Annotated in this window: 26 protein-coding genes and 1 pseudogene; 12 read left to right on the top strand and 15 right to left on the bottom strand. The window is 61.6% G+C overall.

The genetic code is table 11. The annotated features are described in order from the left end of the window. Positions 1–73 precede the first annotated feature (73 nt). The 4 genes and pseudogenes from PMI24_RS29495 to PMI24_RS15375 form a co-directional block, all read right to left on the bottom strand. Positions 74–586 carry a GNAT family N-acetyltransferase gene (locus tag PMI24_RS29495; protein WP_238553832.1) on the bottom strand — a complete coding sequence of 171 codons (513 nt, stop codon included), beginning with the start codon at positions 584–586 and terminating at the stop codon, positions 74–76. Then, positions 584–1,141, bottom strand: a pseudogene (locus tag PMI24_RS29490) (HD domain-containing protein); the annotation flags it as partial. The pseudogene PMI24_RS29490 and the gene PMI24_RS29495, both read right to left, overlap by 3 nt. A gap of 85 nt (positions 1,142–1,226) precedes the next feature. Then, the gene (locus tag PMI24_RS15380) at positions 1,227–1,784 is read right to left on the bottom strand and encodes a helix-turn-helix domain-containing protein (protein ID WP_007955438.1); all 558 of its coding nucleotides are present in this window, start codon (positions 1,782–1,784) and stop codon (positions 1,227–1,229) included. A 78-nt stretch (positions 1,785–1,862) separates the two neighbouring features. Next, positions 1,863–2,267, bottom strand: a complete 405-nt coding sequence (locus PMI24_RS15375) for a RidA family protein (protein ID WP_007955437.1) — start codon at positions 2,265–2,267, stop codon at positions 1,863–1,865. 134 nt (positions 2,268–2,401) lie between these two features. Here PMI24_RS15375 and PMI24_RS15370 point away from each other — a divergent pair, with 134 nt between their 5' ends. After that, positions 2,402–3,349, top strand: a complete 948-nt coding sequence (locus PMI24_RS15370; RefSeq protein ID WP_007955436.1) for a LysR family transcriptional regulator — start codon at positions 2,402–2,404, stop codon at positions 3,347–3,349. Positions 3,350–3,418: 69 nt separating this feature from the next. After that, positions 3,419–4,579: a radical SAM protein gene (locus tag PMI24_RS15365; protein ID WP_007955435.1), complete on the top strand. Its 1,161-nt coding sequence runs from the start codon at positions 3,419–3,421 to the stop codon at positions 4,577–4,579. Here the strand turns inward: PMI24_RS15365 and PMI24_RS15360 are convergent. Next, positions 4,561–5,448: a LysR substrate-binding domain-containing protein gene (locus PMI24_RS15360; protein ID WP_007955434.1), complete on the bottom strand. Its 888-nt coding sequence runs from the start codon at positions 5,446–5,448 to the stop codon at positions 4,561–4,563. The genes PMI24_RS15365 and PMI24_RS15360 overlap by 19 nt on opposite strands. 137 nt (positions 5,449–5,585) lie before the next feature. On the opposite strand from PMI24_RS15360, the gene PMI24_RS15355 reads away from it, so the two are divergent. Genes PMI24_RS15355 through PMI24_RS15340 form a run of 4 tightly spaced genes read left to right on the top strand, consistent with a single transcriptional unit; the run spans position 5,586 to position 9,821 of the window. Then, positions 5,586–6,638 carry an agmatine deiminase family protein gene (locus PMI24_RS15355; RefSeq protein ID WP_007955432.1) on the top strand — a complete coding sequence of 351 codons (1,053 nt, stop codon included), beginning with the start codon at positions 5,586–5,588 and terminating at the stop codon, positions 6,636–6,638. A gap of 3 nt (positions 6,639–6,641) precedes the next feature. Further along, complete coding sequence (aguB, locus tag PMI24_RS15350; RefSeq protein WP_007955431.1) at positions 6,642–7,550, top strand: N-carbamoylputrescine amidase; 909 nt, start codon at positions 6,642–6,644, stop codon at positions 7,548–7,550. Between the two features lies 1 nt (position 7,551). Then, positions 7,552–8,655 (top strand): extracellular solute-binding protein, encoded by a 1,104-nt coding sequence (locus PMI24_RS15345; RefSeq protein WP_007955429.1) that lies wholly within the window; start codon positions 7,552–7,554, stop codon positions 8,653–8,655. A 47-nt stretch (positions 8,656–8,702) separates the two neighbouring features. Then, positions 8,703–9,821 carry an agmatine deiminase family protein gene (locus tag PMI24_RS15340; protein ID WP_007955427.1) on the top strand — a complete coding sequence of 373 codons (1,119 nt, stop codon included), beginning with the start codon at positions 8,703–8,705 and terminating at the stop codon, positions 9,819–9,821. A 9-nt stretch (positions 9,822–9,830) separates the two neighbouring features. Here the strand turns inward: PMI24_RS15340 and PMI24_RS15335 are convergent, their stop codons facing one another. The 4 genes from PMI24_RS15335 to PMI24_RS15320 all read right to left on the bottom strand — a co-directional run bounded on the left by PMI24_RS15335 (position 9,831) and on the right by PMI24_RS15320 (position 11,863). Beyond that, positions 9,831–10,493, bottom strand: coding sequence for a glutathione S-transferase family protein (locus PMI24_RS15335; RefSeq protein ID WP_007955426.1), 663 nt, complete (start codon positions 10,491–10,493; stop codon positions 9,831–9,833). A 31-nt stretch (positions 10,494–10,524) separates the two neighbouring features. Continuing rightward, complete coding sequence (locus tag PMI24_RS15330) at positions 10,525–10,932, bottom strand: RidA family protein (protein ID WP_007955425.1); 408 nt, start codon at positions 10,930–10,932, stop codon at positions 10,525–10,527. 24 nt (positions 10,933–10,956) lie between these two features. Beyond that, positions 10,957–11,448: a PaaI family thioesterase gene (locus tag PMI24_RS15325; protein ID WP_007955424.1), complete on the bottom strand. Its 492-nt coding sequence runs from the start codon at positions 11,446–11,448 to the stop codon at positions 10,957–10,959. Positions 11,449–11,593: 145 nt separating this feature from the next. Next, positions 11,594–11,863: a FecR/PupR family sigma factor regulator gene (locus tag PMI24_RS15320; protein ID WP_007955422.1), complete on the bottom strand. Its 270-nt coding sequence runs from the start codon at positions 11,861–11,863 to the stop codon at positions 11,594–11,596. Positions 11,864–12,078: 215 nt separating this feature from the next. Between PMI24_RS15320 and PMI24_RS15315 the strand changes: the two genes are divergently transcribed. Beyond that, positions 12,079–13,989 (top strand): tyrosine-protein phosphatase, encoded by a 1,911-nt coding sequence (locus PMI24_RS15315; protein ID WP_007955420.1) that lies wholly within the window; start codon positions 12,079–12,081, stop codon positions 13,987–13,989. A 30-nt stretch (positions 13,990–14,019) separates the two neighbouring features. Here the strand turns inward: PMI24_RS15315 and PMI24_RS15310 are convergent, their stop codons facing one another. The 3 genes from PMI24_RS15310 to PMI24_RS15300 all read right to left on the bottom strand — a co-directional run bounded on the left by PMI24_RS15310 (position 14,020) and on the right by PMI24_RS15300 (position 17,457). Next, on the bottom strand, positions 14,020–14,994 hold the full coding sequence (locus PMI24_RS15310; RefSeq protein WP_007955418.1) for an AraC family transcriptional regulator: 975 nt from the start codon (positions 14,992–14,994) through the stop codon (positions 14,020–14,022). A gap of 166 nt (positions 14,995–15,160) precedes the next feature. Continuing rightward, the gene (locus tag PMI24_RS15305) at positions 15,161–16,843 is read right to left on the bottom strand and encodes an MFS transporter (RefSeq protein ID WP_007955417.1); all 1,683 of its coding nucleotides are present in this window, start codon (positions 16,841–16,843) and stop codon (positions 15,161–15,163) included. A gap of 230 nt (positions 16,844–17,073) precedes the next feature. Continuing rightward, positions 17,074–17,457 (bottom strand): DUF6124 family protein, encoded by a 384-nt coding sequence (locus tag PMI24_RS15300; RefSeq protein ID WP_007955416.1) that lies wholly within the window; start codon positions 17,455–17,457, stop codon positions 17,074–17,076. Positions 17,458–17,908: 451 nt separating this feature from the next. Between PMI24_RS15300 and PMI24_RS15295 the strand changes: the two genes are divergently transcribed. The 4 genes from PMI24_RS15295 to PMI24_RS15280 all read left to right on the top strand — a co-directional run bounded on the left by PMI24_RS15295 (position 17,909) and on the right by PMI24_RS15280 (position 21,780). Beyond that, the gene (locus PMI24_RS15295; RefSeq protein WP_007955415.1) at positions 17,909–18,340 is read left to right on the top strand and encodes a hypothetical protein; all 432 of its coding nucleotides are present in this window, start codon (positions 17,909–17,911) and stop codon (positions 18,338–18,340) included. Then, complete coding sequence (locus PMI24_RS15290; RefSeq protein WP_007955414.1) at positions 18,337–19,068, top strand: DUF72 domain-containing protein; 732 nt, start codon at positions 18,337–18,339, stop codon at positions 19,066–19,068. The genes PMI24_RS15295 and PMI24_RS15290 overlap by 4 nt, the downstream gene beginning before the upstream one ends. 101 nt (positions 19,069–19,169) lie before the next feature. After that, positions 19,170–19,550, top strand: a complete 381-nt coding sequence (locus PMI24_RS15285) for a RidA family protein (RefSeq protein WP_007955413.1) — start codon at positions 19,170–19,172, stop codon at positions 19,548–19,550. Positions 19,551–19,791: 241 nt separating this feature from the next. Next, complete coding sequence (locus PMI24_RS15280; RefSeq protein ID WP_007955412.1) at positions 19,792–21,780, top strand: peptidase U32 family protein; 1,989 nt, start codon at positions 19,792–19,794, stop codon at positions 21,778–21,780. 60 nt (positions 21,781–21,840) lie between these two features. Here PMI24_RS15280 and PMI24_RS15275 read toward each other — a convergent pair whose 3' ends face one another. After that, a complete protein-coding gene (locus tag PMI24_RS15275) occupies positions 21,841–23,151 on the bottom strand; it encodes an MFS transporter (RefSeq protein ID WP_007955411.1) in 1,311 nt (436 codons plus the stop codon). 370 nt (positions 23,152–23,521) lie between these two features. On the opposite strand from PMI24_RS15275, the gene yddG reads away from it, so the two are divergent. Then, a complete protein-coding gene (yddG, locus tag PMI24_RS15270) occupies positions 23,522–24,460 on the top strand; it encodes an aromatic amino acid DMT transporter YddG (protein WP_007955409.1) in 939 nt (312 codons plus the stop codon). Here yddG and PMI24_RS15265 read toward each other — a convergent pair. Together PMI24_RS15265 and PMI24_RS15260 are read right to left on the bottom strand one after the other, a co-directional pair. Next, a complete protein-coding gene (locus tag PMI24_RS15265) occupies positions 24,426–25,580 on the bottom strand; it encodes an MFS transporter (protein WP_007955408.1) in 1,155 nt (384 codons plus the stop codon). The genes yddG and PMI24_RS15265 overlap by 35 nt on opposite strands. A gap of 85 nt (positions 25,581–25,665) precedes the next feature. Continuing rightward, positions 25,666–26,901: an aromatic ring-hydroxylating oxygenase subunit alpha gene (locus PMI24_RS15260; RefSeq protein ID WP_007955407.1), complete on the bottom strand. Its 1,236-nt coding sequence runs from the start codon at positions 26,899–26,901 to the stop codon at positions 25,666–25,668. Between the last annotated feature and the right edge of the window lie 49 nt (positions 26,902–26,950).

Raw genomic sequence — 26,950 nt, 5'->3', positions numbered from 1 at the left:
GCAGAAATGGCAGCAAGAGCGTATTAGTGAAGCGGTTGAACACGGAATGTGAGTAATCGAGGACGGTGAGCAATCACGCGGTAGCGTCAAAAGCCTCGTGGTAGCTGACGACACCGACCGGCAACTCACCTGCAAACGCCAACGCCTGAAAGTACTCCGCCGGAATCCCCGGCAACTCCAGGCCTGCATGAGCCTTGAAGCCAAAACGGCCGTAGTAGCCCGGATCGCCAAGCACCACGCAACCAACCCCGCCAATGCGCTGCAACTCCGCCAGCGAGGCTTTCATCAGCGCCGAGCCGATGCCTTGCTGCTGGCGGGTCGGGCATACGGAGATCGGGCCGAGGCCGTACCAGCCTTGAGCGCCGGAGGAAATCGTCACGGGGGAAATGGCGACATGGCCGACCACCGTGTCGTTCTCCACTGCCACCAGCGACACGCTGAGCTGGCCGGCGCGGCGCAGGGCGTTGACGATGAATTGTTCGGTGTGGCTGGAGTGTTCTTCGTGCTGGAACGCGGCCTCGGTGATTCGGGCGATGGCGTCGATGTCTTCGGGACGTTCGTTGCGGATTGTGATGTTTGTGTTCATGCGTTCTCGGGTGTCCCGGTCGATCAGGGTTCGAAGGGTTTCGAACAGCGGATCGGCGTTGGTGTATTGCTTGCCGTAGGCCAGGTTGAAGCCATAGTCGAAGTCTGGCGGATTCTTCCCTTGCGTGTGTTGTAAAAGTGTTTCCAGCTTGTCGAGGGCCTTCACCGCTTTGGCTTCGGGGGAGCGGGCGTTTTCGTAGTCGTCCCAGAGCGCGACGATTTCGTTTCTCAGTGCGTCGTCCAGGGAGCGGGTGAGCAGCAGCAAGTCATTGCGCTCCTGTTCGCCCTTGTCGGGAAAACCGGCTTGATCGACTGCTGGAATGTCACCGTTGATGGCTTCGCCGAGGTCGTGGATGACGCACATTTTCAGGACTTTCAGCACGTCCAGCCCGGCCAGGTCGTCGGCGAACACGATCGCCATCAGGCACAGGCGCCAGCTGTGTTCGGCGGTGCTTTCGCTGCGTCCGGAGGAGGTATGGGCGCTTCTGAGGACGTCCTTGAGCCGTTCCGCTTCGCGCAGGAAGTCGAGGCGTCCCTTGATTTTTTCGAGGTTCATACAGTGGCCGGGATTAAGAGAGCAGGGCTCAAAGCCTAGGCCCGGCCTCGTTCATCGTCCACGCATAAAATATGCGGCGCGCGGCCTACAGCGTTTCCACCAGCCGTGCGGCGGTGCCGTCCGACAGCGCGATCCGCGTCCAGCGGCACAGGCTTTCGCGGATGGGCACGAGGTTCGAGTCATTGCGGCCAGTGACGAATTCCAGTGCCGGCGGCGCCGGGACTTCGCGCCAACCGGTGTCATCCAGCAAGGATTCCTTGTGCTGGATTTGCGCCGTCGCAAAGCGCCACAGCGATTGCCCCAGCAGATCGCTCAGCGGACTGCTGAACTGCGCCGCGCGAGCCGGGGAGCAGGCCAGCAGGCGATGAGTCAGGTCGCATACCAGGTGAACCGGCCGCGCGCTGTCCGTAACCAGTCGCGCGAGGGCCTGATCGGCGGCGCTGTCGAGTCGCGCCGCGAGCAGCCGTTCGAGCTGAAGATGGGCGTCCGGGTCCATCGCCTGCACGCCGCTTTCCCAACGGGAAATAGTCGACTGGGTGACCCTGAACAACTCGGCGGCATGGCTCTGCTTGACGCGGTGCAGCACGCGCCAGCGGCGCAGGGCGATGCCGGGCAGGCTGGGCTTCAACAAGGTGTCGGACATGGCGATGGATCGCAAAAGGAATGCGGGTCGACAGTCTGAAGACTGTCGGCCCGTGCTGCAAATCGACGCGATATCAGGTCATTCCGGCAGTTTGGCGATCACCTTGATCTCGAACTGAAAGCCATACAGCCACGTCACGCCGACTGCGGTAATGGTCGGATGCGGTGCCTCGCCCCAGAACTCCGGCACCACTTCCCAGATGGTTTCGAAAGACGATTGCGGGTCGACCATGAACACCGTCACGTCCACCACGTCATCGAAGCTGGCGCCGGCCGCGCCGAGAATGGCGTTGAGGTTGGTGAAGGCCCGTCGCACCTGTTGCTTGAGATCCGGCTCCGGCGAGCCGTCCTCAAGGCTGCCGACTTGCCCGGAGACAAACAGAAAACCGTTGGAGCGAATTGCTGGCGAATAACGGTTGCGCTCGTAAAGCGCATGGCGTCCGGGCGGGAAAACCACGTCGCGTTTTGGCTGGGCACGGGTCATGGGGTGTCTCCTTCAATGGGTTGAAAACCGGTGATGGAGCAACTCTAGGGACTTGCCTCGGCGCGATAAACGCGCAACCTTGGCGCTCACTGTTTGCAAATCCCAAACAATCGAGCCGCTATCAGAGGTGGGATATGGACCGTTTTGACTCGATGCAAGCCTTCGCCCGAGTGGTGGAGGCGGGCAGTTTCACCAAGGCCGCCGAAACGCTGCACATGAGCAAGACCACCGTGACCCAGCTCATTCAGCAACTGGAGGCGCGGCTGCGAGTGAAGTTGCTCAACCGCACCACGCGCAAGGTCAACGCCACGGCGGACGGCGCGGCCTATTACGAGCGGGTGATCAAGTTGCTGGCGGACATGGACGATGCCGAAACCAGCCTGCCTGGCGCGGCAGCGCAGCCCAAGGGACGCTTGCGGGTCGACGTGCCCAGTCCTCTGGCCAACCTGATTCTGGTGCCGGCGCTGCCCGAGTTTTACGCGCGCTACCCGGAGATCCAGATCGACATGGGCGTCAGCGACCGGATCGTCGACATCATCGATGAAAACGTCGATTGCGTTATCCGAGGCGGGGAGCTGCGGGATCAGTCACTGATGGCCCGGAAGGTGGCGGATCTTCAACTTGGCGTGTACGCCGCGCCGAGTTATCTGGCCCGCTCCGGCACCCCGATGCATCCCCGGGAGCTGGAAGACAGCCATCACCGGGTGGTCGGTTTCCTTTGGGCGCGCACCGGCAGGCCAGTGCCTTATGCCTTGCGCAATGCCACGGAGAACCTGCTGATCAAGGGCCGGCATGTTCTGGCGGTCGATGATGGCAACGCTTATCTGGCGGCAGGCCTTGCCGGTCTGGGTGTGCTCTGGCTGCCGCGCTACATGTCGGCGGTGCACGAGGCCCGCGGTGAGCTGGTGGCGCTGTTCGAGGGTTGGGCGCTTGACCCGATGCCGCTGTACGTTGCGTACCCGCCGAACCGGCATATCAGCCAAAAGCTGCGGGTATTTATCGATTGGATCGTGGAATTGATGGCCACGCATGCCAATGGCGCGGAACTTGCTGGCCGCGCTCTCGGACTGTCAAAAAAATAGCGAATAACGGCAATCACAAAAGTCGACAGTCTGGATGCACCGCTATTCACCCCAGGAGCGTCACTCGCAATGAATATGTACATCGATATTGTCGGCGCGTGCAATTTGAGCTGCCCTTCGTGTCCGATGGGTAACTCGGAAAACGTCAACTTCAAGAAAGCCATGCAAGTTGACATGTTCAGGAAGATCGTCGAGAAGGCCCGAAACGAAGGGGTCGAGGCCATTTTTCTGTATAACTGGACCGAGCCGTTGATCCACCCGCGAATCGGCGAGTTTGTCGAAATCATCAACGCGGCCGGTCTGCGCAGTGGTATCAGTTCCAACCTGAATCTGGCGAAAAACATGGAGACGGCGATGCTCGCCAATCCATGGTTCTTCCGTATCTCGCTGTCCGGGTTTTATCAGCAGACGTACGAACAAGGGCACGTCGGCGGCGACATCGAAGTCGTGAAGGCCAACATGATCAAACTGCATGAGCTCAAGCAGCAACATGGCTTGAACACGCGGATCGAGGTCTATTACCACCGCTACCTGGACAACATGGAAGAAGAAGGGCTGATGCGCGAATTCAGCCAGCGCCTGGGCTTCGAATTCTCGACCGGTTATTCAGTGATGATGCCGCTGGAGAAGACGCTGGCGCTGATCGAGCGCGACCCGTCGGTGACCGATACTGATCGCGAGACCCTGCAGCGACTCGCGCTGCCGCCCTACGACGATCTGGTCAATCTGGTCCGCCAGTACCCTCAGCAGGCCTGCACGCTCAAGGATGACTGGCTGGTGCTCGACTGCAATGGCAACACCATCCTGTGTTGTTCGATTTTCAATCAGACCGAATATCAGGTCGGCAAATACCTGGACATGCCGCTGGCGCAACTGACCGAACGCAAGTCCACCCAGTCGAACTGCATCGACATGTGCAATCGCTGCGCGAACAACGGATTGCACATCTACTCGGCACACTCCAATCGGGGACCGCTGGAAAGTCACGCCGTCAACCGGATCATCGATTTCCAGCGGCGCACGATCATGGGGGCGCCGGTCGAGAGCGACAAGCTTGGGCGCAATGGCGAAGTCAGTGCCGAGAACTTCGACGAAGCGCAATACCTGCATATGAATCAGGACGTCAGGAACGCGATTTCCACGGGTGCCTTCACCAGCGGTTATCAGCATTACGTACTGTTCGGTCGACTGGAAGGCCGCCTTGGCGCCGGTCATTTCACGGCGGTCTGAACCTGCGGGTCGGGTTCTGCCAGCTGAGTTGTCAGCCATTGACTGAAGCATCGCGCCATCGGGTCGTTCTCGCTGTCGCGGTGCGTCAGCATTGCCCAGTTCGGGCCGCGAATGGTTTGCTCCACCAGTGGCTGCAACAGCCCGTTTTGTTGCGCCTGACGGCTGAGCAACTGACTGACCAGCGCAATCCCCAGACCTGAACATGCCGCGTCCAGCAGCAGGCCCGGATCAGAGAAGTTCAAGCCCTGATCCTGCTGGCCGACATCGATTCCCGACTCCACCGCCCAATGGCTCCAGTCCATTTCCCGCTCGCCGTGCAGCGTTGTCCGCTGCGCGCTCGGCACGCTTAACAAGCTCGGGTGACACGCGGGGTAGAGGCGGTCGGCATGCAGCACCTTGAAGCTGCATTCAGCCTGCGAACTGATGTCGTCGCGCACCGCCAGATCGATGGTCTGGGTCGCCATGTCCGGCACTTCATCGGTGCTGAAAATCCACAGATCCACATTCGGATGCTGACGGCGGAAATCCCCCAGCCGCGGCAGTAACCAGTGCCGGGCAAACGCCGGCGTGGTGTTGAGCACCAGTTGATTGGGCTTCTGGTATTGCCCCAGCCGCCGGATGCCCACCGACAATTGCTGCAGCATCGCCTGAGTGGTGCTGAGCAGGTCGTGGCCGGCGTCGGTCAGGCTGACGCTGCGCCCGCTGCGGAAAAACAGAGGCTGTTCCAGATACGCCTCAAGGCTGCGGATCTGCTGGCTGATGGCCGACTGCGTGAGGCTCAGTTCCTCGGCGGCCTTGTGAAAACTGCCCAGCCTTGCAGCGGCTTCGAAGCCGCGCAACGAGCTGAGGGGTGGCCAGTGTTTCAGCATGATCGATAAGTTCCTCTAATCAGTTTTCCGCTAAATCCATCGTTTGTTTGCCCTTAAGGCCGCCATTAGCATGCACGTCAACGCCGCCAAGGCTGTTTTCATTGAACACAATGGCTTAACTCAAAGGGCTTTTTACCATGCAGCAGAACAAAAACAACAACAGCAGTTGGATGATGCCGGCAGAGTGGGTGACGCACGCGGCGACCTGGATGGTCTGGCCACACAATCAGGCCCTGTGGGAGTCGGGCTGGGGCGTCACGTTGCCGTTGGTGCAGGAAGATTTCGCCCGCGTCGCCAATGCGATCGCCCGGTTCGAGCCAGTGAAAATGGTCGTCGATCCGTCGGCTATCGCCCGTGCCAAAGCCTTGTGCGGGCCGAACATCGAACTGATTCCACTGGCCGTCAACGACAGCTGGTGCCGCGACTCGGGCCCAAGCTTCGTCGTGCATCCGGAGCAAGGCCTGGCTGGCGTGAGCTGGCGCTTCAACGCGTGGGGCGGCAAGTCCGCCCATGATCTGGACGAAAGCCTGGCCCGCCGCGTGCTCAATCATTTGGGCGGCGAGTGCTTCGGCACCGCGCTGAGCAACGAGGGCGGCGCGATCCACGTGGACGGCGAGGGCACGTTGATCACCACCGAATCGGTGCTGCTCAACCCCAACCGCAACCCCGGCGTGAGCAAGGCCGAGATGGAAGAAATCTTCAGCCGCCTGCTCGGCGTGAAGAAAACCATTTGGCTGCCGGGCGATCCGGATTATGTCACCGGCGACATGACCGACGGCCACGTCGATGGCGTCTGCGCCTTCGCTCGCCCTGGCGTGTTGCTGGTGGATGCCACTCACGATCGCAGTTCGGTGTATGCCGAAGTCGTGCGGGAAAACCGCCGCGCACTGGAACTGGCCACCGACGCTCAGGGCCGCAAGTTCGAGCTGATCGAGCTGTACGAAGCCACCGATGCGGTGGACACCGAAGCCGAAGTGTTCTGCGCCTCGTACACCAATTTCTACATCGCCAACGGCGCGATCATCATGCCGGCGTACGGCATCGAGGCCGACCATGTGGCGGCAGAAACCCTGGCCAAGGCGTTCCCGGGCCGCGAAGTGGTGCCGGTGCAGATCAATCACCTGGCCCACGGTGGCGGCGGTGTGCACTGCATCACCCAGCAACAGCCCGCCTGGCCGGTGGAGGGTTGATCGATGACGATATTGAAAGTCGCCACCACCCAGATGCCGTGCACCTGGGACCTGAAAAGCAACCTCGACCGCGCCGAGCAGTTGGTGCGTGAAGCGGCCTCGCAGGGCGCGCAAGTGATCCTGTTGCAGGAGCTGTTCGCCACGCCGTATTTCTGCATCGAACAGAGCCACCATCACATGGGGCTGGCCGAGGAGTACCGCGACAGTCAGGTGCTGTCGCGCTTCGCCGCGCTGGCCCGGGAGCTCGGCGTGGTGCTGCCGTTGAGCTGGTACGAGAAGGCCGGCAACGCCTACTTCAACTCCCTGAGCGTGGCCGATGCCGACGGGCGCCTGTTGGGCGTGTACCGCAAGACCCACATCCCCAACGCTATCGGCTATCAGGAGAAGGAGTATTTCAGCCCCGGCGACACCGGTTTCAAAGTCTGGGACACCGCGTTCGGTCGCCTCGGCGTCGGCATCTGCTGGGATCAGTGGTTTCCGGAAACCGCGCGTTGCCTGGCCTTGATGGGCGCTGAAGTGCTGTTGTTCCCGACGGCTATCGGCTCGGAACCGGGCTGCGCGGATCTGGATTCGCGCGACCACTGGCAGATGACCATGCGCGGCCATGCGGCTGCCAATCTACTGCCGGTGATTGCGTCCAACCGGCTTGGCCGCGAAGTGGCCGGCACCGATGCGGCGCTGCAAATGAATTTCTACGGCTCGTCGTTCATCTGCAACCACAAGGGAAAAATGCTCGCCGAAGCCGACCGCGCCAGCACCGGCGTGTTGGTGCAAAGCCTGGATCTGGCAGCCATGCGTGAAGATCGCCTGAGCTGGGGCATCTACCGCGACCGTCGCCCGGAAATGTATGGCGCATTGTTGAGCCAGGACGGCCGTCACCTTAACGCCCGCTGGAATCCTCAAGGAGTCTGATATGCCTACTTCACACAAGTGGTTGCTGGGCGCTCTGGGCCTGGCGCTGGCCGGTTTGATGCCCGCCGTACACGCCGAAGACAAGACCCTGCGGCTGTACAACTGGGCGGATTATTTCGCTGAAGACACGTTGAGCAAATTCACCGCCGAAACCGGGATCAAGGTGATCTACGACGTGATGGATGGCAGCGAAACCCTGGAAGCCAAGATGCTTTCCGGCGGCAGCGGCTACGACCTGATCTTCCCCGGCGACACCGTGGCCGAACGCCTGATGCGCGCCGGCAGCCTGTTGCCGCTGGATCCGTCGAAGATCACGGCAATGAACGACATCGAGCCCGGCCTGCAAAAGCTGCGCAGCCATTACGAGCATTCGAACAAGGCCACGGTGCCGTACACCTGGGGCACCATCGGCCTGACCTATAACGCCGAGCAGATCAAGCAGCGTATGGCCGACGCGCCGGTCAACAGCCTCGACATGCTGTTCAAACCGGAGCTGGCGGCCAAATTCGCCGATTGCGGGATTTCGATGATCGACTCGCCGGACGAAGTGCTGGCCGTGGTGCTCAACTATCTGGGCCGCGACCCGCGCAGCGCCAAGCCTGCGGATCTGGCAGCGGCCAGTGATCTGCTGATGAAACTGCGGCCGTATATCCGCAAGTTCCAGTCGCAACCGGTGACCGATCTGGTCAACGGCAACCTGTGCCTGTCCCTCGGCTACAGCGGCGACATGACCCAGGCCCAGCGCACCTCGGACAGCGCCGGCAAGCAGACCCGCTTCCAGTACCGCGTGCCGCGCGAAGGCACCACGGTGTGGATGGACACCATGGCCATTCCGGTGGATGCCAAACACCCGGAATACGCCTACGAATTCATCAACTTCGTGATGCGCCCGGAGAACATGGCTGCGATCAGCAATTTCACCGGTTACCCGACCTCCAACGCCAAGGCCCGGCCAAACGTGGATGAGGCGATGCGCAACAACCCGGACATCTACCTCGACGAAGCGACCTATGCTCGTTTGATACCGGGCAAGGATATTCCCCAGGCAGACATGCGCGCCCGCATGCGCACCTGGACCAAATTCAAGACCGCCACTGCAAAGTGATTTTTCCGGGCCGCCTCGGTGGCCCCTTACACCACAGGAACGTACAAATGCCGACTCGTCGCGAGTTCATCAAACAGGTTTCAGTCGCCGCCGGCGTAGGCGCTGCCGTCATGGGCCTCGGCCTGTCACCGGCGCGCGTGCTGGCGGCCAGCGAAGGTCGCTGGTTCATGCCCGACGAGGGCGACAAGCACGAACGCGCCTACATGGCCTTCGGCGCGCAGGACGCGATCTGGGAAGACTTCACCGAAGACGTCCAGGAAGCGCTGGGCCGGATCGCCCGCGCCATCGCCCGCTACGAACCGCTGACCATCTATTGCCGCAGCGGCGAACGCAGCCTGGCCGAAGAGATTTGCGGCACCTCCAACATCACCTACCAGATCGCCAACCTCGACGACATCTGGATGCGTGACATCAGCGCCAACTTCGTCATCGATGACAAAAACGGCCTGGGCGCGGTGGACTTCAACTTCAGCGGCTGGGGCAACAAGCAGCAGCACTCGAAAGACGCGAAGATCGCCAAGCGCGTGGCGGCCGATGCGCAGGCGACCTACCAGCGCAGCGAACTGGTGGGCGAGGGCGGCGGCATCGAAGTCGATGGCCACGGCACCGCGATCATGACCGAAAGCTGCTGGGTCAACGAAAACCGCAACCCCGGCTGGAGCAAGGCTGACGTCGAGGCGGAACTGAAAGCACGCCTCGGTCTGCGCAAGATCATCTGGCTGCCGGGCATCAAGGGCAAGGACATCACCGATGCCCACGTCGATTTCTATGCGCGCTTCGTCACGCCCGGCGTGGTGATCGCCAACCTCGACACCGACCCGCGCTCCTACGACAACAAGGTCACCCTGGCGCACCTGGAAATCCTGAAAAAGGCCACCGACGCCGACGGTCGCCCGCTGCAGATCCACACCGTGTCGCCACCGCTGAAACCGCGCAAGACCAAGTTCAACAGGGACAACGACGATTTTGCCGCCGGTTACATCAACTATTTCGTGATCAACGGCGCGGTGATCGCCCCGGAATTCGGCGACAAGGACGCCGACAAGAAGGCCTTCGACCTGCTGAAAAAGCTCTACCCGAACCGCGACGTGGTGCAGATCAACATCGACGCCATCGCGGCCGGTGGTGGCGGGATTCACTGCGTGACCAGTCACCAGCCGGCGTAAGGCTGCGCCTCAGCGGAAACGTTGGGGCAGGGCTTCGGCAAAGGGATAGAAGTCGAACCACGGTTTGGCTTCTTCGATGACCCGACTGAACGACGGGCGCTGCACCAGCCGTTCGAAGTAGGCGCTCAAACGCGGTTGTTCTGCGGCAAACGGCACCAGCGTGCTGGCGTAGAACAGGGCCGGTGCGGCGGAGCAATCGGCCAGGCTGAAATCCGCGCTGGCGATCCATTCGCGGTCCGCCAGTTGCTGCTCGAGCATGCCGTACGCCGTGGCCAGCAGCGCCCGCTGACTGCTCAGGTCGCCATTGGCGGACTGGATGCGGTCGGCGACGATCTGCTGCATCGGCGTCATCACGTAATGGTCGAAGAACCGATCCCACAGACGCACGTCCAGCGCGGTCTCCCAGTCTTCGGGAATCAGTCGCTTTGACTGCCCCGGTTGATGATCCAGATACTCGATGATCACGCTCGATTCCGGCACCGTGCGCTGGCGGGCGTGATCGCGCAACACCGGGAATTTGACCAGCGGCCACAGCGCCTGAAGCTCGGCCCGCTCGGCTTCGCTGGACAGGTCGATCAGGCGTTTCTCGAAGGCGACGCCGTGTTCGTAGAGGGCGATCAAAGCTTTGTGGCAGTAGGACGACAGCGGGTGGTAATAGAGGGTCAAGTCCATCGTTCAACACCTCGATGAGGGGGGAATGGCGTTACTCAGGTATAGCGCGCCTGCGCACCGCCACGCATTTGATTTCCACCAGCAACCCCGGATGGGCCAGTTCGCTGACGCCGATGCAGGTCCAGGCGCAGAAGCCTTTGGGGAATACGCGGTTTTTCACTTCGCGAAACACCGGCATGTGCTGGCTCATGTCGACGTGATAGGTGGTCATCTCCACCACATCGTCGAAGCTGCAACCACCGGCCTTCAGCACTTCGGCGAGGTTTTCCCAGGCGCGGATGAATTGTTGCTCGGGGTCTTCGATGACCTTCAAGTCAGCCGTCCGGCCCACCTGACCGGCGCAATAAAGCGTGTCGCCGACCAGAACCGCCGGGGCGTATCCGGCGCGTTCGACGATGGTTTTCATGGAGTCGGGGATGATGATTTTGCGATCGGACATCGTGTTTTCCTTCAGTGACGGATTTCAGCGACCGTGCGCGGTCGCAGCCAGCTGCACTGTATCCACTCGCACAAATACGGAATCACCCACCGCCGTCAGCACATCGCCGGCGTACACCTCGCAGATCACCCGGGTCTTGCGCCCGACCTCACCCTCGACTCGGGCCTTCAGCGTCAGCGGCACGCCCATTGGCGTCGGTTTGATGAACTTGATGCCGAGGTTGCCGGTGACGCAATTGATGCGCGGCAGGCTTTCGGGGTCGCGCTGCTCGGCCCGGTAGTGATACGCCATTGCGGACCAGTTGGAATGGCAGTCCACCAGCATCGCGATCAAACCGCCGTAGACCAGCTCCGGCCAGCCGCAGTATTTGGCTTCTGGCACATGCTCGGCCATGACGTGCACGCCGTCTTCGTGCCAGAAACTCTTGATGTGCAAACCGTGCGGGTTGCTGCTGCCGCAGCCAAAGCAGACGCCCTCGGGGGCGGCGGTGTCTTGCAGGGAGGTGTCGTGGGACATGCCGGGATCATCCTTAAACTGTTAGCCGAACCGGGCGGATTCTAACCCTGAATAAAGGACGCAGCTCGATCAATGCGATTGTTCGCTCAGGCGGTGCGGGTCTGGGCGAGCCGTCAGATCAACAACCCCAGCGTATCGCGGCGCACTAGGTGCGCTGCGCCAGGTTGCGTTGAAACTCTTCGAAGCTGCAGGGCAGCGTCGTGGCTTTGCGTTTTTTCGACTTGTCGCGCTCGTCCGGCAGTTGATCGCTCAATTCCCAGACCTCAAGCATCTTCGCGTATTCGAAGGCGTGGCGCGGGTCGATCTGAATCCACTGCTGGAACGCCTGGCGTTCGTCGGGCGTGCAGGTTTCGTCTTGCAGGCGCATGCACCAGTGCGCCGCTTGCGTCAGGATTTCATCATCTGCGTCGTTCATTGACGGGTTCCAGAGGGGTCGAAGACTGCAGTTTACGTGGGTGCTTGCAAAAAAAACGTCAAAGCACGGAATGGATTTAGTCGGCAACCACGGACAGAACGCGCGCGCGCCGGACAGATCGCGCCGCCATTTACGCTTTTCGAAGATTTGCCATATTCAGTCACATTCCATTGTAGATAGTGGGCAGCCCAACCGGTTTCCAATGAGGCTGCATCGTGTTTCCACGTCTTCTGTGTTCGCTGTCCGTGTTGAGTCTGTCCATCGCCGCCGCCCACGCGGCCGACCTTGATACCCCGCGCCTGAAGGGCATCGACAACTTTCGCGATGTCGCCGGTATCACCACCGCTTACTCCACGACCCACGACGGCACCATGCGCGCCGGCGTGTTCTACCGCTCCAACGCGCTGACGCCAACAGCGTCGGATCTGGCGACCCTCAACGGTCTGGGGATCAAGGCCGTTTACGACCTGCGCACCCCCAGCGAAATCGCCGCCACGCCGGACACGATGATCAGCGGGGCAACCTATCAGAACATCGACATCATCGGCGCCACCACGTCGGGCGCGAACATCACCACGGTCTCGTTCAAAAGCGCGGCCGATGCGACGGCGATGATGCAAGAGACCAACCGCGCGTTCGTCAGCGACGCCGGCATGCGCGGGCAGCTTGGCGTGCTGTTCAACGAACTGGCCGGTGTCGACGGCGCCGCGCTGTTCCATTGCACCGCCGGCAAGGACCGCACGGGCTGGACCGCCGCTGTGCTGCAAAGCATCGCCGGGGTCGACAACGCGACGATCATGAGCAACTACCTGGCGACCAACGACTACACCGCCGACCGCGTAGCCAAGACCCTGGCGATGATGCCGCCGAGCATGGCGGCGATCTACGCGCCGCTGCTGGGCGTCGAGGCCAGTTACCTGCAAGCGGGTCTGGATCAGGTGACCGCGCAATACGGCAGCATGGACAACTACCTCAAGCAGGGGCTGGGTCTGTCCCAGGAAACCATTTATGTGCTGCGCGGCAAGATGGTCGAGTACAACAGCCTGCCCGGTCAGGCAGGGCTGATCGGCAACGCCGCCGCCGGTGCGCAGCTGTTGCAGGAATTGCAGAACAGCAAGCTGTCGGGCACATACAGCGCCTACAACTACTACCTGCAATCGGCCATCGACGCCGGAACCCTTAGTGGCGTCGAGTCCACGGTCGGCGGACAGGTTCACGCGGATGCGGCGAGTTATCTGCTGCGTCAGAACGCGATGATCGAGCAGGCCGCCGCGCCGTTCGCCAGCGGCACCGACCTCAAGGTCGGCCAGTACCGGTTGTGGAGCACCGCGCTCGCCGGTTACCTCGGCACCGACGGTTCGGCCCATGCGCAAAGCAGCAACGAACACAGTCAGGGCCTGATGGTTGGCGTCACGCAGCGTTTCTCCGAACAGCTCAGCGCTCGTGGCGGCATCGGTTACAGCAAAGGTTCGGTGGGTGGCGCAGGCGGAGAGGCCGACACCGATTTCACCTTCCTCGAGCTTGGCGCCCGTTATGGTTTCACCAGCCTGGAACGTGGCCTGTTTGTCGATGCCAACGTCAGCGCCGGTTACGTCGACTACGACAGCAAACGCGACCTTGGCGGCGGCCTCGGTTCGGCGAAAGGCGACACTCACGGCAATCTCAGTGGCGCGACGCTGGCGCTGGGTTATCGCATGCCGCTGAACACTGTGATTCTGGAACCGAGCCTCGGCGTGCGCGTCAGCCGCCTGGACCTGTCCGGCTTCCAGGAGAAGGGCAGCGAATTGGCTCTCAATGTCGATGACATTCAGGAAACCCGGCGCAGCGCGGTGGCCAATCTCGACGTCTCGTTCGCCCCGATGCCGATGGGCGCGTGGCAACTGGTGCCGGGCGTGCGGGTCGGTTATGAGCGTGTGCTCGGCGATCACCAGGTCGACAGCGAAGGGCACCTGCTGGGGCTGGATATCGAACAGCGCGCGGCGTTCGATAACCGCGATCAGTTCAGCGGCGGCGTCAACCTGATGGCCAACCTCGGTGCGCTTAGCCTGGGCGCCGAAGTCGGTGCCAGTGGCGGGGGTGACAGCCAGGGTTTCAGCGGCGGGCTCAAGGCCAGTTATCAGTTCTGACAAAACTGCAGGTGAAGAAAAAGGACTGCCTCAGCGCAGTCCTTTTCGCATTTCTGCAGGGCTCACGCCGTAGGCATCCTGAAAGTACTGGCAGAACCGGCCGACGTTGCTGAACCCGAATTGCAGGGCCACGTCGGTCACGGATGACGATGGGCCTTGCTTCAATGCATCACAGGCACGCTCCAGGCGTACTTGGCGTTGATACGCGACAATCGAGGTGCCGACGAACCGCCGGAAACCTTCCTGCAAGGCCCGCAGACTGACGTTCACCAAACCCGCCAGATCCGTCCCGCTGACCATCTGCTCGGGATGCGCCTGAATGTATTCGATGGCCTGTTTCACATGCCGTGGTGCGATCTGCGCCTCGGGGCGGCGCAAGGCTTCGCTGAAGTTGTGCGGCCATGCTTCCAGCACCGCGTCCACCAGCATCTCCCGCAGGCGCGACGGCATCAGCGAACCGGCGTTCAGCAACAGATCGAATTCAGTGCCGGTGGCCAGATCGATCAGCGCACGAATGCCCTGAAACGCCGGGCTGTTCAGATCCACCCTCGGCTCGAAATGCAGCTTGTGCACGATCGGTCGGCCCAGCAGTGACGAAAGCCGTTCGGTGAGCGCCGCACGGCTGATCGACATGCCGTGCTGGGCATGATTGTCGACGAAGCGCATCGAACGCAGATCCGCCTTGTCGATGGCCAGCCCGATGTGCGGCAGGCCCAGGGATTCGGTCGAGTCGTTGAAGATGATCCGGCCGGCGGTGGGAATCACGAAGGTGATTTCGTCGTAGGGCTCGGGGAACACCACGGTGAAATCGCCCCGGTAATGCATGCGCCGAAAACTGACCCCGTCGTGCCGCCCGTACACGCCGCCGATGATGATGTCCTTGGGCGGTGGCGGGGTGTCGCCATAACGATTGCCGAACATGCGGGAGAACAAAGCACCGAAGTTGTCGCAGGACATATCGGCGGATCTGAGGATGATGGTCTGGCGCGTCGGGCTGGAGTACACCGGGAAGGTCACCTTGGCAGTCGGGGCAAAGAGGCGCGAGGACGTTAGCAACCAAGAGTGACAGCGACATGACACAAACGGATTACGTGGCTTGCCAGTGAGCTTTCAGAAACGAGGTGAGGCATGCGCCGCCCGCTTCCTTGCAGAAGCAGGCGACGCTCAATCCTCAGGTGTGATGGATGTCGCGATCCTTGGTTTCAGGCATGAAGAAAATGCCGAGAATCGCCGTCATCACCGCAATCACGATCGGGTACCACAAGCCGTAATAGATATCCCCGGTGGCCGCGACCATCGCGAACGCCACGGTCGGCAGGAACCCGCCGAACCAGCCGTTACCGATGTGGTACGGCAGCGACATCGAGGTGTAGCGGATGCGCGCCGGGAACAGCTCGACCAGCCATGCGGCAATCGGGCCGTAGACCATGGTCACGTAGATGACGAGGATGGTCAGCAGCAGCAAGACCATCGGGTAATTGGTCTTGGCCGGGTCGGCTTTTTCCGGGTAACCGGCTTCTTTCAGTGCGGTTGTGAGGCTGGCGGTGAAGGCGTCGTTGCGGGTCTTGAAGTCAGCGGCCGGCAGGGGCGTGCCTTCAAAACTTTCGATGACCTTGTCGCCGATGCGCACCTGGGCCACGGTGCCCGGTTCCGCCACCACGTTTTCGTACGGGATCGCCCGTTTGGCCAGGATGGTCTTCGCCAGATCACAGGAACTGGTGAATTTGGCCTTGCCCACCGGATCGAACTGGAACGAGCACTGGTCGGGGTTGGCGATCACCTTGACCGGGTTCTTCTCCTGGGCGACGAACACGTCGGGGTTACCGTACTGCGTCAGCGCATGGAAGATCGGGAAGTAGGTCACCGCCGCCAGAATACAACCGGCCATGATGATGCCCTTGCGCCCGATGCGGTCGGACAGGCTGCCGAAGATCACGAAGAACGGCGTACCGATCAGCAGTGAACCGGCGATCAGCAGGTTGGCGGTCTGCGGGTCGATCTTCAGGGTTTGCAGCAGGAAAAACAGCGCGTAGAACTGCCCGGTGTACCAGACCACTGCCTGGCCTGCGGTACCGCCGAGCAGGGCCATGATCACGATTTTCAGGTTGTCCCAACGGGCGAAGGATTCGGTCAGCGGTGCTTTCGACGCCTTGCCTTCGGCCTTCATTTTCATGAACACCGGCGACTCGCTCAGTTGCAGGCGGATGTACACCGACACCGCCAGCAGCAGGATCGACAGCAGGAACGGAATCCGCCAGCCCCAGGCCTCGAACGCCTCGGTGCCCAGCGCCGTGCGGCAGGCTAGAATCACCAGCAGCGACAGAAACAGCCCCAGCGTCGCGGTGGTCTGAATCCACGAGGTGAAGAACCCGCGTTTGCCCTTCGGCGCATGCTCAGCCACATAGGTTGCAGCCCCGCCGTACTCACCACCCAGCGCCAGACCTTGCAGCAGCCGCAGGGTAATCAGAATGATCGGCGCGGCGACCCCGATGGTCGCGTAACCGGGCAGGAACCCCACAATCGCCGTCGACACACCCATGATCACAATCGTGATCAGAAACGTGTGCTTGCGCCCGATCATGTCGCCCAACCGCCCGAACACAATCGCCCCGAACGGCCGCACCGCAAAGCCTGCGGCGAAGGCGAGCAGGGCGAAGATGAACGCCGTGGTCTCGTTCACCCCGGCAAAGAAGTGCTTGGCGATGATCGCGGCGAGTGAGCCGTACAGGTAAAAGTCGTACCACTCGAACACCGTGCCGAGGGACGACGCAAAAATCACCTTGCGCTCCTCGCGGCTGATGCTGTGGTTGGTGGGCGGCGCGCTGCCGGTGGACATGCTGTCGAGTACTGCCATGGGTGTTCTCCGTCGTGCTTGTTTTTGTAGGCCGGAGCACTTCATCAACGTCGCGTACCCGAGGCCTGTGGCGGATGCCGTATCAGGTGTTTCGTGGAGCGTGCACAGAATCACCGCCCCGCGCGGGAGGGCGGGGTTTCATTGAGCATAATTGGGATTGGGGGGATATCCAGTGGCGGGGATTGATCGACTGATGCAGGGGCGGCAGGAGAGACCTGCCGCCAAGGGTTTTATTCCGTCGGCACGACGTTATCCAGCACCTGATTCACCGCCAGTTCCGCCAGCATCACGATTTGCGCGATGCCTTGCGCGGTCTTGCGGTGGGGGCCTTCGAGGAGGTCGACGAAGTTGTTGAGCATGACGTTGGCCGAACCGAGGGTCTCGACGGCGTCGGCGAGCAGGGATTCGTTGTTGCTGGCCGGGTTGGCCTGGTAGAGGCGGTTGGGGTAGTAGGGCGCGGCCATCATGTGGGCTGAGATCGGGCCGAGGTGGTAGTCGAGGGCGCGGTTGGCGGCTTCGTTGAATCTCTTGGAGTCAGGGCATTCGTAGGGGGAGGTTGGGTCGGTAATGCTGGCCGGTTCGGTGACCGGAGGGTTTGGAGTCGGTTTGATCATTTTCAGGTTCCGAAATGATGCTGAAACCGCTTCTCTGCTAAAAGAAGGGAGGCAGCTGGACGCAGGTTAGCAGACCGGGGAACCTAAGGAAGCCGGCGCGCCGAAGCGCCCTGCGTACAGCCGCCATCAAATGCAGGCATGGAACCTGATTGATAGTGCGCGTACGACCTTAGGTTGACCACGGGCTGCTAAACCCGATCACTGGAAATCAGTGACCCGATCCAAGTTACCGGCCGACCCCAAGGCGCACAAGCCGGCGGATTCTGGCGTAGCGGTAGGCTCTGGCGCAAGGATTTGTAGGCATCTGGACGCATTCCGACATGTCTTTAAACGGCGCGATGCAAACCTGTTTATCGATCATCGCTCAACGAGGAGAAGCCTGACGCTTTACGCCTCAAACCTTTCGTCGCCAGCCTCGCACTCATCACGCCGACGCTCGCTCAAAAGCTGCATGACCAAAACCATCAGCGCCGAAGAATTGCATATCCGCCTCCACCCGTTGAGCGAATCAGCCCTGTTCAAATGGCTGCTCGCCAGTTTCCTGATGGGCAAACGAATCCAGGCCGAAATTGCCGCCGAAGCCTACCGAGTGATAGTCGATCAACACCAGCGCGACACCCCGCGCAAACTGGGCCATTGCACCCATCGCGAACTGGTGCGGATGCTCGGCCAGGCGCATTACGTGCGTTACGACGAAACCACCGCCGAGCGACTGCTCGCGCTGGCTACCAAATTGAATGAAGAGTATGCCGGGCGGGTAATGAACATGGTCGAGGCGAGCACCGACCGCCAGGACTTCGAAAAGCGTTTGCAAGCGTTCGACGGCATCGGCCCGAAAACCGTGGAAATCTTTATGCGCGAAGCGGGCAAGGTGCTGTTTTGAGTGCGCCGACGATCTTCATCGGTTGCGCCGGTTGGAGCCTGCCCCGCGAATACTGGCCGTCATTCCCGGAGCAGGGCACGCACCTGCAACGCTATACCGCACAATTCAATGGCGTTGAAATCAACAGTTCCTTCTACCGTCCGCACCAACGCCAAACCTACGCCCGATGGGCCGAGTCGGTGCCGGACGGATTTCGTTTTTGCGTGAAAGTGCCCAAGTCGATCAGCCATGAGCGGCGCCTGCGGGACTGCGAACAGGCGCTCGATGCATTTCTTGAACAGTGCGCGGGGCTGGGCGATCGCCTGGGTTGCCTGCTGCTGCAGTTGCCGCCGTCGCTGGCGTTCGACGAAACGGTTGCTGAGGCCTTTTTCGTCGCGTTGCGCCAGCGCTATTCCGGGGCTGTGTTTCTTGAGCTGCGCCACGATTCCTGGGCCGCCGCCGAACTGTTGTTGATGGCGTATCGCATTGCGCAAACGGTGGTCGATCCCTCGCGAATCAGCACCGATGCGGCTCCGCGCGGCTGGCCCAGCGTGCGTTATTGGCGGCTGCACGGTTCGCCGCGCATTTATTACAGCCCCTATGACTCGGCGTATCTGGAAAGGCTCGCCGGCGATTTGCGGGAGGCGGCTGTCGATGGCGTCGAAACGTGGTGCATCTTCGACAATACCGCCAGCGGCGTGGCAATCGGCAATGCGCTGGAGCTGCGGCGGATACTGGCGCACGGCTGACACTCGATGTCTGGTCTTCCAACCGGCGAGCGTGTCTGTAAACTGGCCGCCCGAAACGGCGCGCGATGGCGCCGTCCTCACTGCCAGCGAAGGACTTTCCCATGGCCAACCAAGACATCACCTACACCCCGGATCCGGATGCAGACTCGATCTCTTCGGACGTCACCGAATTCAACGGCATCCTGATGTCGACCCAGATTCCGACCCGCGCCGACGGCAGCCTGGAACTGGGCGACGTCACCGCGCAAAGCGAATGCACGTTGCAGGCGCTGAAAGTGGCGCTGGAAAAGGCCGGCAGTTCGATGGACCGCGTGCTGCACCTGACCATTTACCTGACCGACATGGCTGATCGCGCCGCGTTCAACGAGGTGTACAAACGCTACTTCGCCAAACCTTGGCCGGTGCGTGCGGCGGTGGGCGTGGCGGCGCTGGCGGTTGAAGGGATGAAGGTTGAAGTGACTGCGATGGCCGCGAAGGCCTGATTCAGCCCAGTGACACTTCCCTGTGGGAGCGAGCCTGCTCGCGATAGCAGACTGTCAGTTGATAAAGATGTTGACTGATTCACCGCAATCGCGAGCAGGCTCGCTCCCACAGGGTTACGGGGTGTCCCCAGCAGGGACAGGGCCGAACGAAAGCTGCCACCCGGCAGCACAGGCGTGCCGCCCACGCGTTTCGCGGCTACAATGCGCGCCTCGACCGTGACAGCCTGACTAAAAACTATATATGTCCTTGCCCAAACATCACCTGGAACTGCTCAGCCCCGCCCGTGACGTGGCCATCGCCCGCGAGGCCATCCTGCATGGCGCCGACGCGGTGTACATCGGCGGCCCGAGCTTCGGTGCGCGCCACAACGCGTGCAACGAGGTGAGCGAAATCGCCGAACTGGTGGAATTTGCCCGTCGCTATCACGCGCGCATCTTCACCACCATCAACACCATCCTGCACGACAACGAACTGGAGCCGGCGCGCAAGCTGATCCATCAGTTGTACGACGCCGGCGTCGATGCGCTGATCGTCCAGGACCTGGGCGTGATGGAGCTGGACATTCCACCCATCGAGCTGCACGCCAGCACCCAGACCGACATCCGCACCCTTGAGCGGGCCAAGTTCCTCGATCAGGCCGGTTTCTCGCAACTGGTACTGGCCCGTGAACTGAACCTCAAGGAAATCCGCGCGATCGCCGATGAAACCGATGCCGCCATCGAGTTCTTCATCCACGGCGCGTTGTGCGTGGCGTTTTCCGGTCAGTGCAACATTTCCCACGCGCAAACCGGGCGCAGTGCCAACCGTGGCGACTGCTCCCAGGCCTGCCGTCTGCCGTACACCCTGAAAGACGAAAAGGGTGGCGTGATCGCCTACGAAAAACACCTGCTGTCGATGAAGGACAACAACCAGAGCGCCAACATCCGCGCGCTGGTCGAGGCCGGTGTGCGTTCGTTCAAGATCGAAGGTCGCTACAAGGACATGGGCTATGTAAAGAACATCACCGCCTATTACCGTCAGCGCCTCGACGACGTGCTCAACGACCGCCCGGACCTGGCCCGCGCTTCCAGCGGCCGCACCGCGCATTTCTTTATGCCGGACCCGGAAAAGACCTTCCACCGTGGCAGCACCGACTACTTCGTCAGCGAGCGCAAGATCGACATCGGCGCGTTCGATTCGCCGACCTTCACCGGTCTGGCGGTGGGCACGGTCGAGAAAGTCGGCAAGCGTGACATGCAGGTCATCACCCACGAGCCGCTGTCGAACGGCGACGGCCTCAACGTGCTGGTCAAGCGCGAAGTGGTGGGGTTCCGCGCCAACATCGCCGAAGCCAAGGGCGAGTTCGAGGAAGAAGGCGAGAAGCGCTACCGCTACCGCGTCGAGCCGAACGAAATGCCGGAAGGCCTGTACAAGCTGCGCCCGAACCATCCGCTGAACCGCAACCTCGACCACAACTGGCAGCAGGCCTTGCTCAAGACCTCCGCCGAGCGTCGTATCGGCGTGAGCTGGCTGGCGAAGCTGCGTGAAGAGCGTCTGGAACTGACCGTGACCAGCGAAGAGGGCATCAGCGCCAGCGTTGCGCTGGAAGGCCCGTTCGGCGTCGCCAACAAACCGGAACAGGCGCTGGACACCTTGCACGATCTGCTCGGTCAGCTCGGCACCACCGAGTACCACGCGACCTCGATCAAACTCGATGCGCCGCAAGCGTTCTTCATCCCGAACTCGCAGCTCAAGTCGTTGCGCCGTGAAGTGATCGAAGCGCTGACCGCCGCTCGTGTTGCCGCCCACCCGCGCGGTTCGCGCAAGGCCGAGACCACGCCACCGCCGGTGTACCCGGAAGCGCACCTGTCGTTCCTGGCCAACGTCTACAACCAGAAGGCTCGCGACTTCTACCACCGCCACGGTGTGAAGCTGATCGACGCGGCGTACGAGGCCCACGAAGAGGCGGGCGAAGTGCCGGTGATGATCACCAAGCACTGCCTGCGGTTCTCCTTCAACCTGTGCCCGAAACAGGCCAAAGGCGTGACCGGCGTGAAAACCAAAGTCGCGCCGATGCAGCTGATTCACGGCGACGAAGTGCTGACCCTGAAGTTCGACTGCAAACCGTGCGAGATGCACGTGATCGGCAAGATGAAGGGCCACATCCTGAATCTGCCGCAGCCGGGCAGTGTGGTGGGGCATATCAGCCCTGAAGACTTGATGAAGACCATTCCTCGGGCTCCACACTGATTAGCAGGCAATAAAAAACCGGTGACGAAAGTCACCGGTTTTTTTATGCCTGCCAGAAACTCAACTGGCTTCGTAGCGCGATCCTGTTTGCGGCGCCGCTTCGCCACTCAACGCGTCGACCATCGGCGGATGTTCCTGCGCTGCCTGACGCAGATCCTCGGTCACCCGCAGCTCGGCACCAGTTGGCGAGAACGTCGCTGCCGCCGCAAACGGCGCCGGATTGGCCGGCACCGGACGCTTGCCACGACGCCAGAAGAAGAACGTCACCATGGCCAGGTTGACCAGCGCGAAGGCCCAGAACAGGCCGGTTTCGCCGTGAGCGTTCATCGCCGGCGAGATCAGCAGCGGGCTCATCGCCGAGCCCAGCGAGTTGATCAGCAACATGCCCTGAATCATCGGCACCAATGTTTCGACCGGCGCACGGTCGGCAGCGTGGCTGACCGCTACCGGGTACAGCGCGAACACGCCGCCGCCCAGCAGAAACAGCATCGCAGCGAGCATGGCCGAGGACAGCGGCACCAGCACGATCACCAGCGACAGCAAGGTGCACGCGGCGCAGAGCACTGTCAGCACTTGCAGGCGATCCTTGCGGTCGGACCAACGCCCGACCGGATATTGCAGCAGCATCGCGCCGAGGATCGTCCAGGCCATCATGCTGCCGACTTCGCCGACGTTCAGGCCGATGCGTTGCAGGTACAGCGGCAGCAGGGTGTAGATGGCGGCGATGGTCACGCCGGAGCCGAAGCAGCCGACCAGTCCGGTGGGCGACACGCCGAGCAAGGCCCGTGGTTTGAGCGGTTCGACCTGTTCCAGCAGCGGCGAAACGCGCGGCAGGATCACGATCGGCAGCACCGACAAGGTCGCGAGCATGCCGGCGACCATAAATGGCGCGGTGTCGCCCAGCCCGGTGATTTTTCCCAAAAATGCCTGACCCAGCACGCCGGCGCCGTAGAGGACGATCATGTACAGCGCCAGCAGACGACCGCGAATCTTCGCGTCACCGGCCAGCAGCAGCCAGCTCTCGATCACCAGAAACACGCCGACCGTGGCCCAGCCGTTGATCAGGCGCAGCACGACCCAGCCCCAGGTGTCATAAAACAGCCCTTGCAGCAGGATGGTCGCGGCGATCAGCGAGGCGAAGCTGCTGTAGGCGCGGATGTGGCCGATACGCAGGATCAGTCGGTCGTTGAAGATCGCGCCCAGGGTCAGGCCGATGAAATAGGCCGAGGACACGATGCCGATCATCGTCGCCGATTCGCCGGCCGCGCCCAGGCGCAGGGTGGTCAAAGAAGACAGAAAGCCGTTGCCCAGGGCAACAATGAATAGCCCGAGCAGGGGCGCCAGCGCCATGGCCAGCAAACGCGGTGTCATAAAAACCTCAAGTGATCGAACAGCGGAACGTGCGCCTCTGCGCATGCGAGTGCCAAGCCGAAGTGTGTTGAAGACAAACGACCGCCGAACGGGCAGGACGATTGAGCCTGGCGCGCTTCGTGGAAGTGGCCGGCTGTTCAAACCTGAGGGTTGTCATGGCTGCGGGCAGGCGCCGGTCGGGCAACTGCAAGAGGAGGCGCGATTTTAAGCCTTGTGCAGCGTTTGCCAAGATGCCGGGCCTGCGACGTTGGGACGCAGGCCGGATCGATAACGGCAGCGCATTCATTACCTGAATGAAAAGTCGCTGTATCGATCCGGTTTCCCTCGTTAGCCTGTGCGGTCGAATCGCGATGTTGATCCAGAGGCAATGATGCAGATAAGAGGCGAGCGTGCCGCCACGGCGTGCGGGCTGTTGGCGATTGTGTTGTGGAGCACCGCCGCCGGGTTGATCAGGGGCGTCAGTGAACATTTCGGCCCGCTCGGCGGAGCGGCGATGATCTACACCCTGGGGGCGATCCTGCTGGTGATGTTTCTCGGGCGACCGCGTCTTCGTTCCACGTCAACACTCTATCTCCTGCTCGGCAGTGGATTGTTCGTTGCGTATGAGGTGTGCCTGTCTTTGGCGCTGGGGTTTGCCAGTGACCGGCAACAGGCGATCGAACTGGGCGTGGTCAATTACCTGTGGCCGTGCCTGACCGTGGTGCTGGCGATCTTCATGAACGGGCAGAAAACCCGCTGGTTCATCGTCCCCGGCAGTGCGCTCGCGCTGTTCGGCATCCTCTGGGTGGTCAGCGGTCAGGGCCTGTCGCTGCCGGGGATCATCGCCAACGTCAATTCCAACCCGCTGAGTTACAGCCTGGCGCTGGCCTGTGCGATCACGTTTGCGCTGTACTGCAACGTCACGCGCCGCTATGCCAACGGGCAGAGTCTGGTGGTGCTGTTTTTCGTGCTGACGGCCATTGTGCTGTGGGTGAAGTGGGGCGTCAGCAGTGAACGGATTTCCGCATTCACGCTGGGCAACTCCCTCGAACTGATTGCCACCGGCATCGCCATGGCCGGCGGTTATGCGCTGTGGAATATCGGCATCCTGCGCGGCAATCTGACTTTGCTGGCGACCGCGTCCTACGGCGCGCCGGTGCTGTCCTCTGCGTTCGCCGCGTTGTGGCTGGGCGTCAGTTTGCAGATGCAGTTCTGGCAGGGCGCGGTGCTGGTGACCGCCGGATCGCTGCTTTGCTGGTACGCGACCCGGCAACGGAAGGCGACTCCGGCGCAGGTCATTGAACCTTCAGTAAACGAGCGGCGTAGCTGACGAACAGCAACAGAAACACCAAGCCACTCAAGGCGACGGTCAGGGTGCTGAGGTGAGCAACCATGCCAATGAAGGCCGGCCCCATCAGAATGCCTGCATAACCCATGGAAATGATGGCCGGAATGGCTGCCCGCTGCGGCATGTGTTGCTGGCGACCGGCGGCGGTGAACAACACCGGGACAATGTTCGAGCATCCTGCCCCGACCAACGCATAGCCGAGCAAGGATGCCTGCCAGCTGTCGAATCCCAACGAAATCGCCATGCCCGCTGCCGCGCAAACACCGCCGAGTGCCAGCACTCGCACGCCGCCCAAGCGCCGGACAATTGCGTCACCGGTCAGGCGTCCGATGGTCATGGTCGTTGCAAAACACGCGTATCCCAATCCGCCGTAGCTGGGCTCCATGCCCCGATGGGACGCGAGAAACACCGCGCTCCAGTCCAGCATTGCGCCTTCAGTCAGAAAAACGATGAAGCACAGGCTGCCCAACAGCAGCACGATTCCCCGTGGAACCGCGAACAAAGGCCCATCTCTTTCGGTGCCATAGGGCAGCAGGCTCGGCGCAGCTTTGTAAAGCGCCGCGAGAATGATGGCGACCAGGCACAGAACACAGAGCAATGGCGCCAGGCCCAGGCTGAGCATCGCGGTCATCGCCACTGCACCGGCAATACCGCCCACGCTGTAGAGCCCATGGAATCCGGATTGCAGCGTTTCGCCGCTGTTCTTTTCAACGATGATCGACTGAATGTTGATGGCGCAATCGAGCATGCCCATGCTCGCGCCGAACAGCAGAACGGCGAGTGCAAGCCCGGGCAGCCAGGCCAGATGACTCAGGATTGGCAGCACAGCGCACAAGGCAATCGTCGAACAGATGATCACAGGGCGACAGCCGAAGCGCGCCGTCAGATACCCGGCAAAAGGCATCGCTACGATTGAGCCGATGCCGAAGCCCAACAGCAGCAATCCCAGGCCGCCATCGTCCAGACCGGTGCGCGCTTTCACCAACGGCACAAGCGGCGCCCAGGCCGACATGACGATACCGGTGATCAAAAACGTGATGCGGGTGGAAAGGCGTTCGCCGTCATTGGCGTTGATCGCCAAGGCGGGCGTAGAGGCAGACATGGAGGCTGACATCCTTATCGATGGGGTTATGGTTCAGAAAGCGTCGGCTCTTGCGTTGCAGGAGCCGACGTTGCAACGAAGGCTGTCAGCCCACGGACTTCAACGGAATCGGCCCCTTGAGCCGGTCCATCATCGTGGCGCAATACCAGTCATCGAACTGGCAGACGCCGGTTTCCGCCGTTTCCGAGTACGGCCCCGGTTCATAGGACGGGGACGTCACGCCACGCTGGGTGCCTTCGACCAGCGTGCGGTCCTGATCGTTGGTGGCGATCCAGACTTTGGTCAGGCGTTCGAGGTCGTAGTCCACGCCTTCCACTGCCGTGTCGGGCACCAGCCATTTGGTGGTGACCATGGTTTGCGTGGCGCTGATCGGCAACACCCGGAAGCTCAGCGCATGGTCGCCGAGGAAGTGGTTCCAGGTGGACGGGTAGTGGAAATAGAGCAGGGCGCCGATGTCCGGCTCGGCGGTTTTGTCCAGACGCCCGTTCACTGCCGGCTTGCCGTCCATGGTGTAGCTGACGGCCCCGGACGACAGCGGAATGCGGGTCATGCGGTACTGACCATTGATGTCCATCACCAGACGGCTCGGCAAACCGGCCTGCTCGCAGGTGTTCCAGTAGGCCGACAACTGTGGGTCGTCTTCGCCGCTGAGGCCGCCCACCGACAGGTTGTCGACGAAGGATTTCAGCAGTTCCGGGTGGGAGCCGTCGCAGTGGTAGCACTCGCGGTTGTTCTCGAACACCAGCTTCCAGTTGCCTTGCTCGATGATGGTCGACTCAAACGCCACTTTGCAGTTGTCCAGATAATGCGGGGCGATGAACGGGCTGACGGCCTTGCGAAAGCCTTCGAAGTCCGGCGCCTTGGTGGCGACGCAGACATAGATGTAGCTGTGCACGATCTCGCAATGCACGGACTTCAGGTTGTACTGGGCCTTGTCGAAATCCTGGCCCATGTTGCCGGCGTACAGCAGGTTGCCGTCCAGCTCGTAGGTCCACTTGTGATAGGGGCAGACCATCTTCGCGACCTTGCCGTGCTCGTGTTCGCAGATCTTCGCGCCGCGATGGCGGCAGGCGTTGTGAAATGCCCGGACCTCGCCATCCTTGCCGCGCACCACGGCGACCGGGTAATCACCGATCTGCAGGGTGAAGTACTGGCCGGGTTTGGAAATTTCGAAGGTGTGCCCGGCGAAAATCCAGTCCTTGTGCCAGATCTGCTCGAGATCCTGGCGATAGACGTTTTCATCCTTGTAGAGGACGCCCGGCAGCGAGTGCCAGGGTTTGCGCTGGGCGATCAGGTCAAACACGGTGTCTTTATTGTTCATTGTTTTCCTCGTCATGCGCGTAGGGCCGGAACAGGTCCAGCCTATCTGT

Source organism: Pseudomonas sp. GM25 (genome assembly GCF_000282255.1).
GTDB classification, from domain to species: Bacteria; Pseudomonadota; Gammaproteobacteria; order Pseudomonadales; family Pseudomonadaceae; genus Aquipseudomonas; species Aquipseudomonas aphyarum.
This window is presented reverse-complemented; position numbering and strand designations above follow the sequence as displayed.

Bases quoted from the DNA above. Each gene is read 5' to 3' on its own strand.
- PMI24_RS15295 (WP_007955415.1), top strand. From the start codon at position 17,909: ATGACCAAAACCATCAGCGCCGAAGAATTGCATATCCGCCTCCACCCG.
- PMI24_RS15280 (WP_007955412.1), top strand. From the start codon at position 19,792: ATGTCCTTGCCCAAACATCACCTGGAACTGCTCAGCCCCGCCCGTGAC.
- PMI24_RS15325 (WP_007955424.1), bottom strand. From the start codon at position 11,448: ATGTCCCACGACACCTCCCTGCAAGACACCGCCGCCCCCGAGGGCGTC.
- PMI24_RS15375 (WP_007955437.1), bottom strand. From the start codon at position 2,267: ATGACCCGTGCCCAGCCAAAACGCGACGTGGTTTTCCCGCCCGGACGC.
- PMI24_RS15330 (WP_007955425.1), bottom strand. From the start codon at position 10,932: ATGTCCGATCGCAAAATCATCATCCCCGACTCCATGAAAACCATCGTC.
- PMI24_RS29495 (WP_238553832.1), bottom strand. From the start codon at position 586: ATGAACACAAACATCACAATCCGCAACGAACGTCCCGAAGACATCGAC.
- PMI24_RS15355 (WP_007955432.1), top strand. From the start codon at position 5,586: ATGCAGCAGAACAAAAACAACAACAGCAGTTGGATGATGCCGGCAGAG.
- PMI24_RS15285 (WP_007955413.1), top strand. From the start codon at position 19,170: ATGGCCAACCAAGACATCACCTACACCCCGGATCCGGATGCAGACTCG.
- yddG (WP_007955409.1), top strand. From the start codon at position 23,522: ATGCAGATAAGAGGCGAGCGTGCCGCCACGGCGTGCGGGCTGTTGGCG.
- PMI24_RS15380 (WP_007955438.1), bottom strand. From the start codon at position 1,784: ATGTCCGACACCTTGTTGAAGCCCAGCCTGCCCGGCATCGCCCTGCGC.
- PMI24_RS15300 (WP_007955416.1), bottom strand. From the start codon at position 17,457: ATGATCAAACCGACTCCAAACCCTCCGGTCACCGAACCGGCCAGCATT.
- PMI24_RS15360 (WP_007955434.1), bottom strand. From the start codon at position 5,448: ATGCTGAAACACTGGCCACCCCTCAGCTCGTTGCGCGGCTTCGAAGCC.
- PMI24_RS15335 (WP_007955426.1), bottom strand. From the start codon at position 10,493: ATGGACTTGACCCTCTATTACCACCCGCTGTCGTCCTACTGCCACAAA.
- PMI24_RS15370 (WP_007955436.1), top strand. From the start codon at position 2,402: ATGGACCGTTTTGACTCGATGCAAGCCTTCGCCCGAGTGGTGGAGGCG.
- PMI24_RS15265 (WP_007955408.1), bottom strand. From the start codon at position 25,580: ATGTCTGCCTCTACGCCCGCCTTGGCGATCAACGCCAATGACGGCGAA.
- PMI24_RS15320 (WP_007955422.1), bottom strand. From the start codon at position 11,863: ATGAACGACGCAGATGATGAAATCCTGACGCAAGCGGCGCACTGGTGC.
- PMI24_RS15365 (WP_007955435.1), top strand. From the start codon at position 3,419: ATGAATATGTACATCGATATTGTCGGCGCGTGCAATTTGAGCTGCCCT.
- PMI24_RS15340 (WP_007955427.1), top strand. From the start codon at position 8,703: ATGCCGACTCGTCGCGAGTTCATCAAACAGGTTTCAGTCGCCGCCGGC.
- PMI24_RS15260 (WP_007955407.1), bottom strand. From the start codon at position 26,901: ATGAACAATAAAGACACCGTGTTTGACCTGATCGCCCAGCGCAAACCC.
- PMI24_RS15345 (WP_007955429.1), top strand. From the start codon at position 7,552: ATGCCTACTTCACACAAGTGGTTGCTGGGCGCTCTGGGCCTGGCGCTG.
- PMI24_RS15275 (WP_007955411.1), bottom strand. From the start codon at position 23,151: ATGACACCGCGTTTGCTGGCCATGGCGCTGGCGCCCCTGCTCGGGCTA.
- PMI24_RS15305 (WP_007955417.1), bottom strand. From the start codon at position 16,843: ATGGCAGTACTCGACAGCATGTCCACCGGCAGCGCGCCGCCCACCAAC.
- aguB (WP_007955431.1), top strand. From the start codon at position 6,642: ATGACGATATTGAAAGTCGCCACCACCCAGATGCCGTGCACCTGGGAC.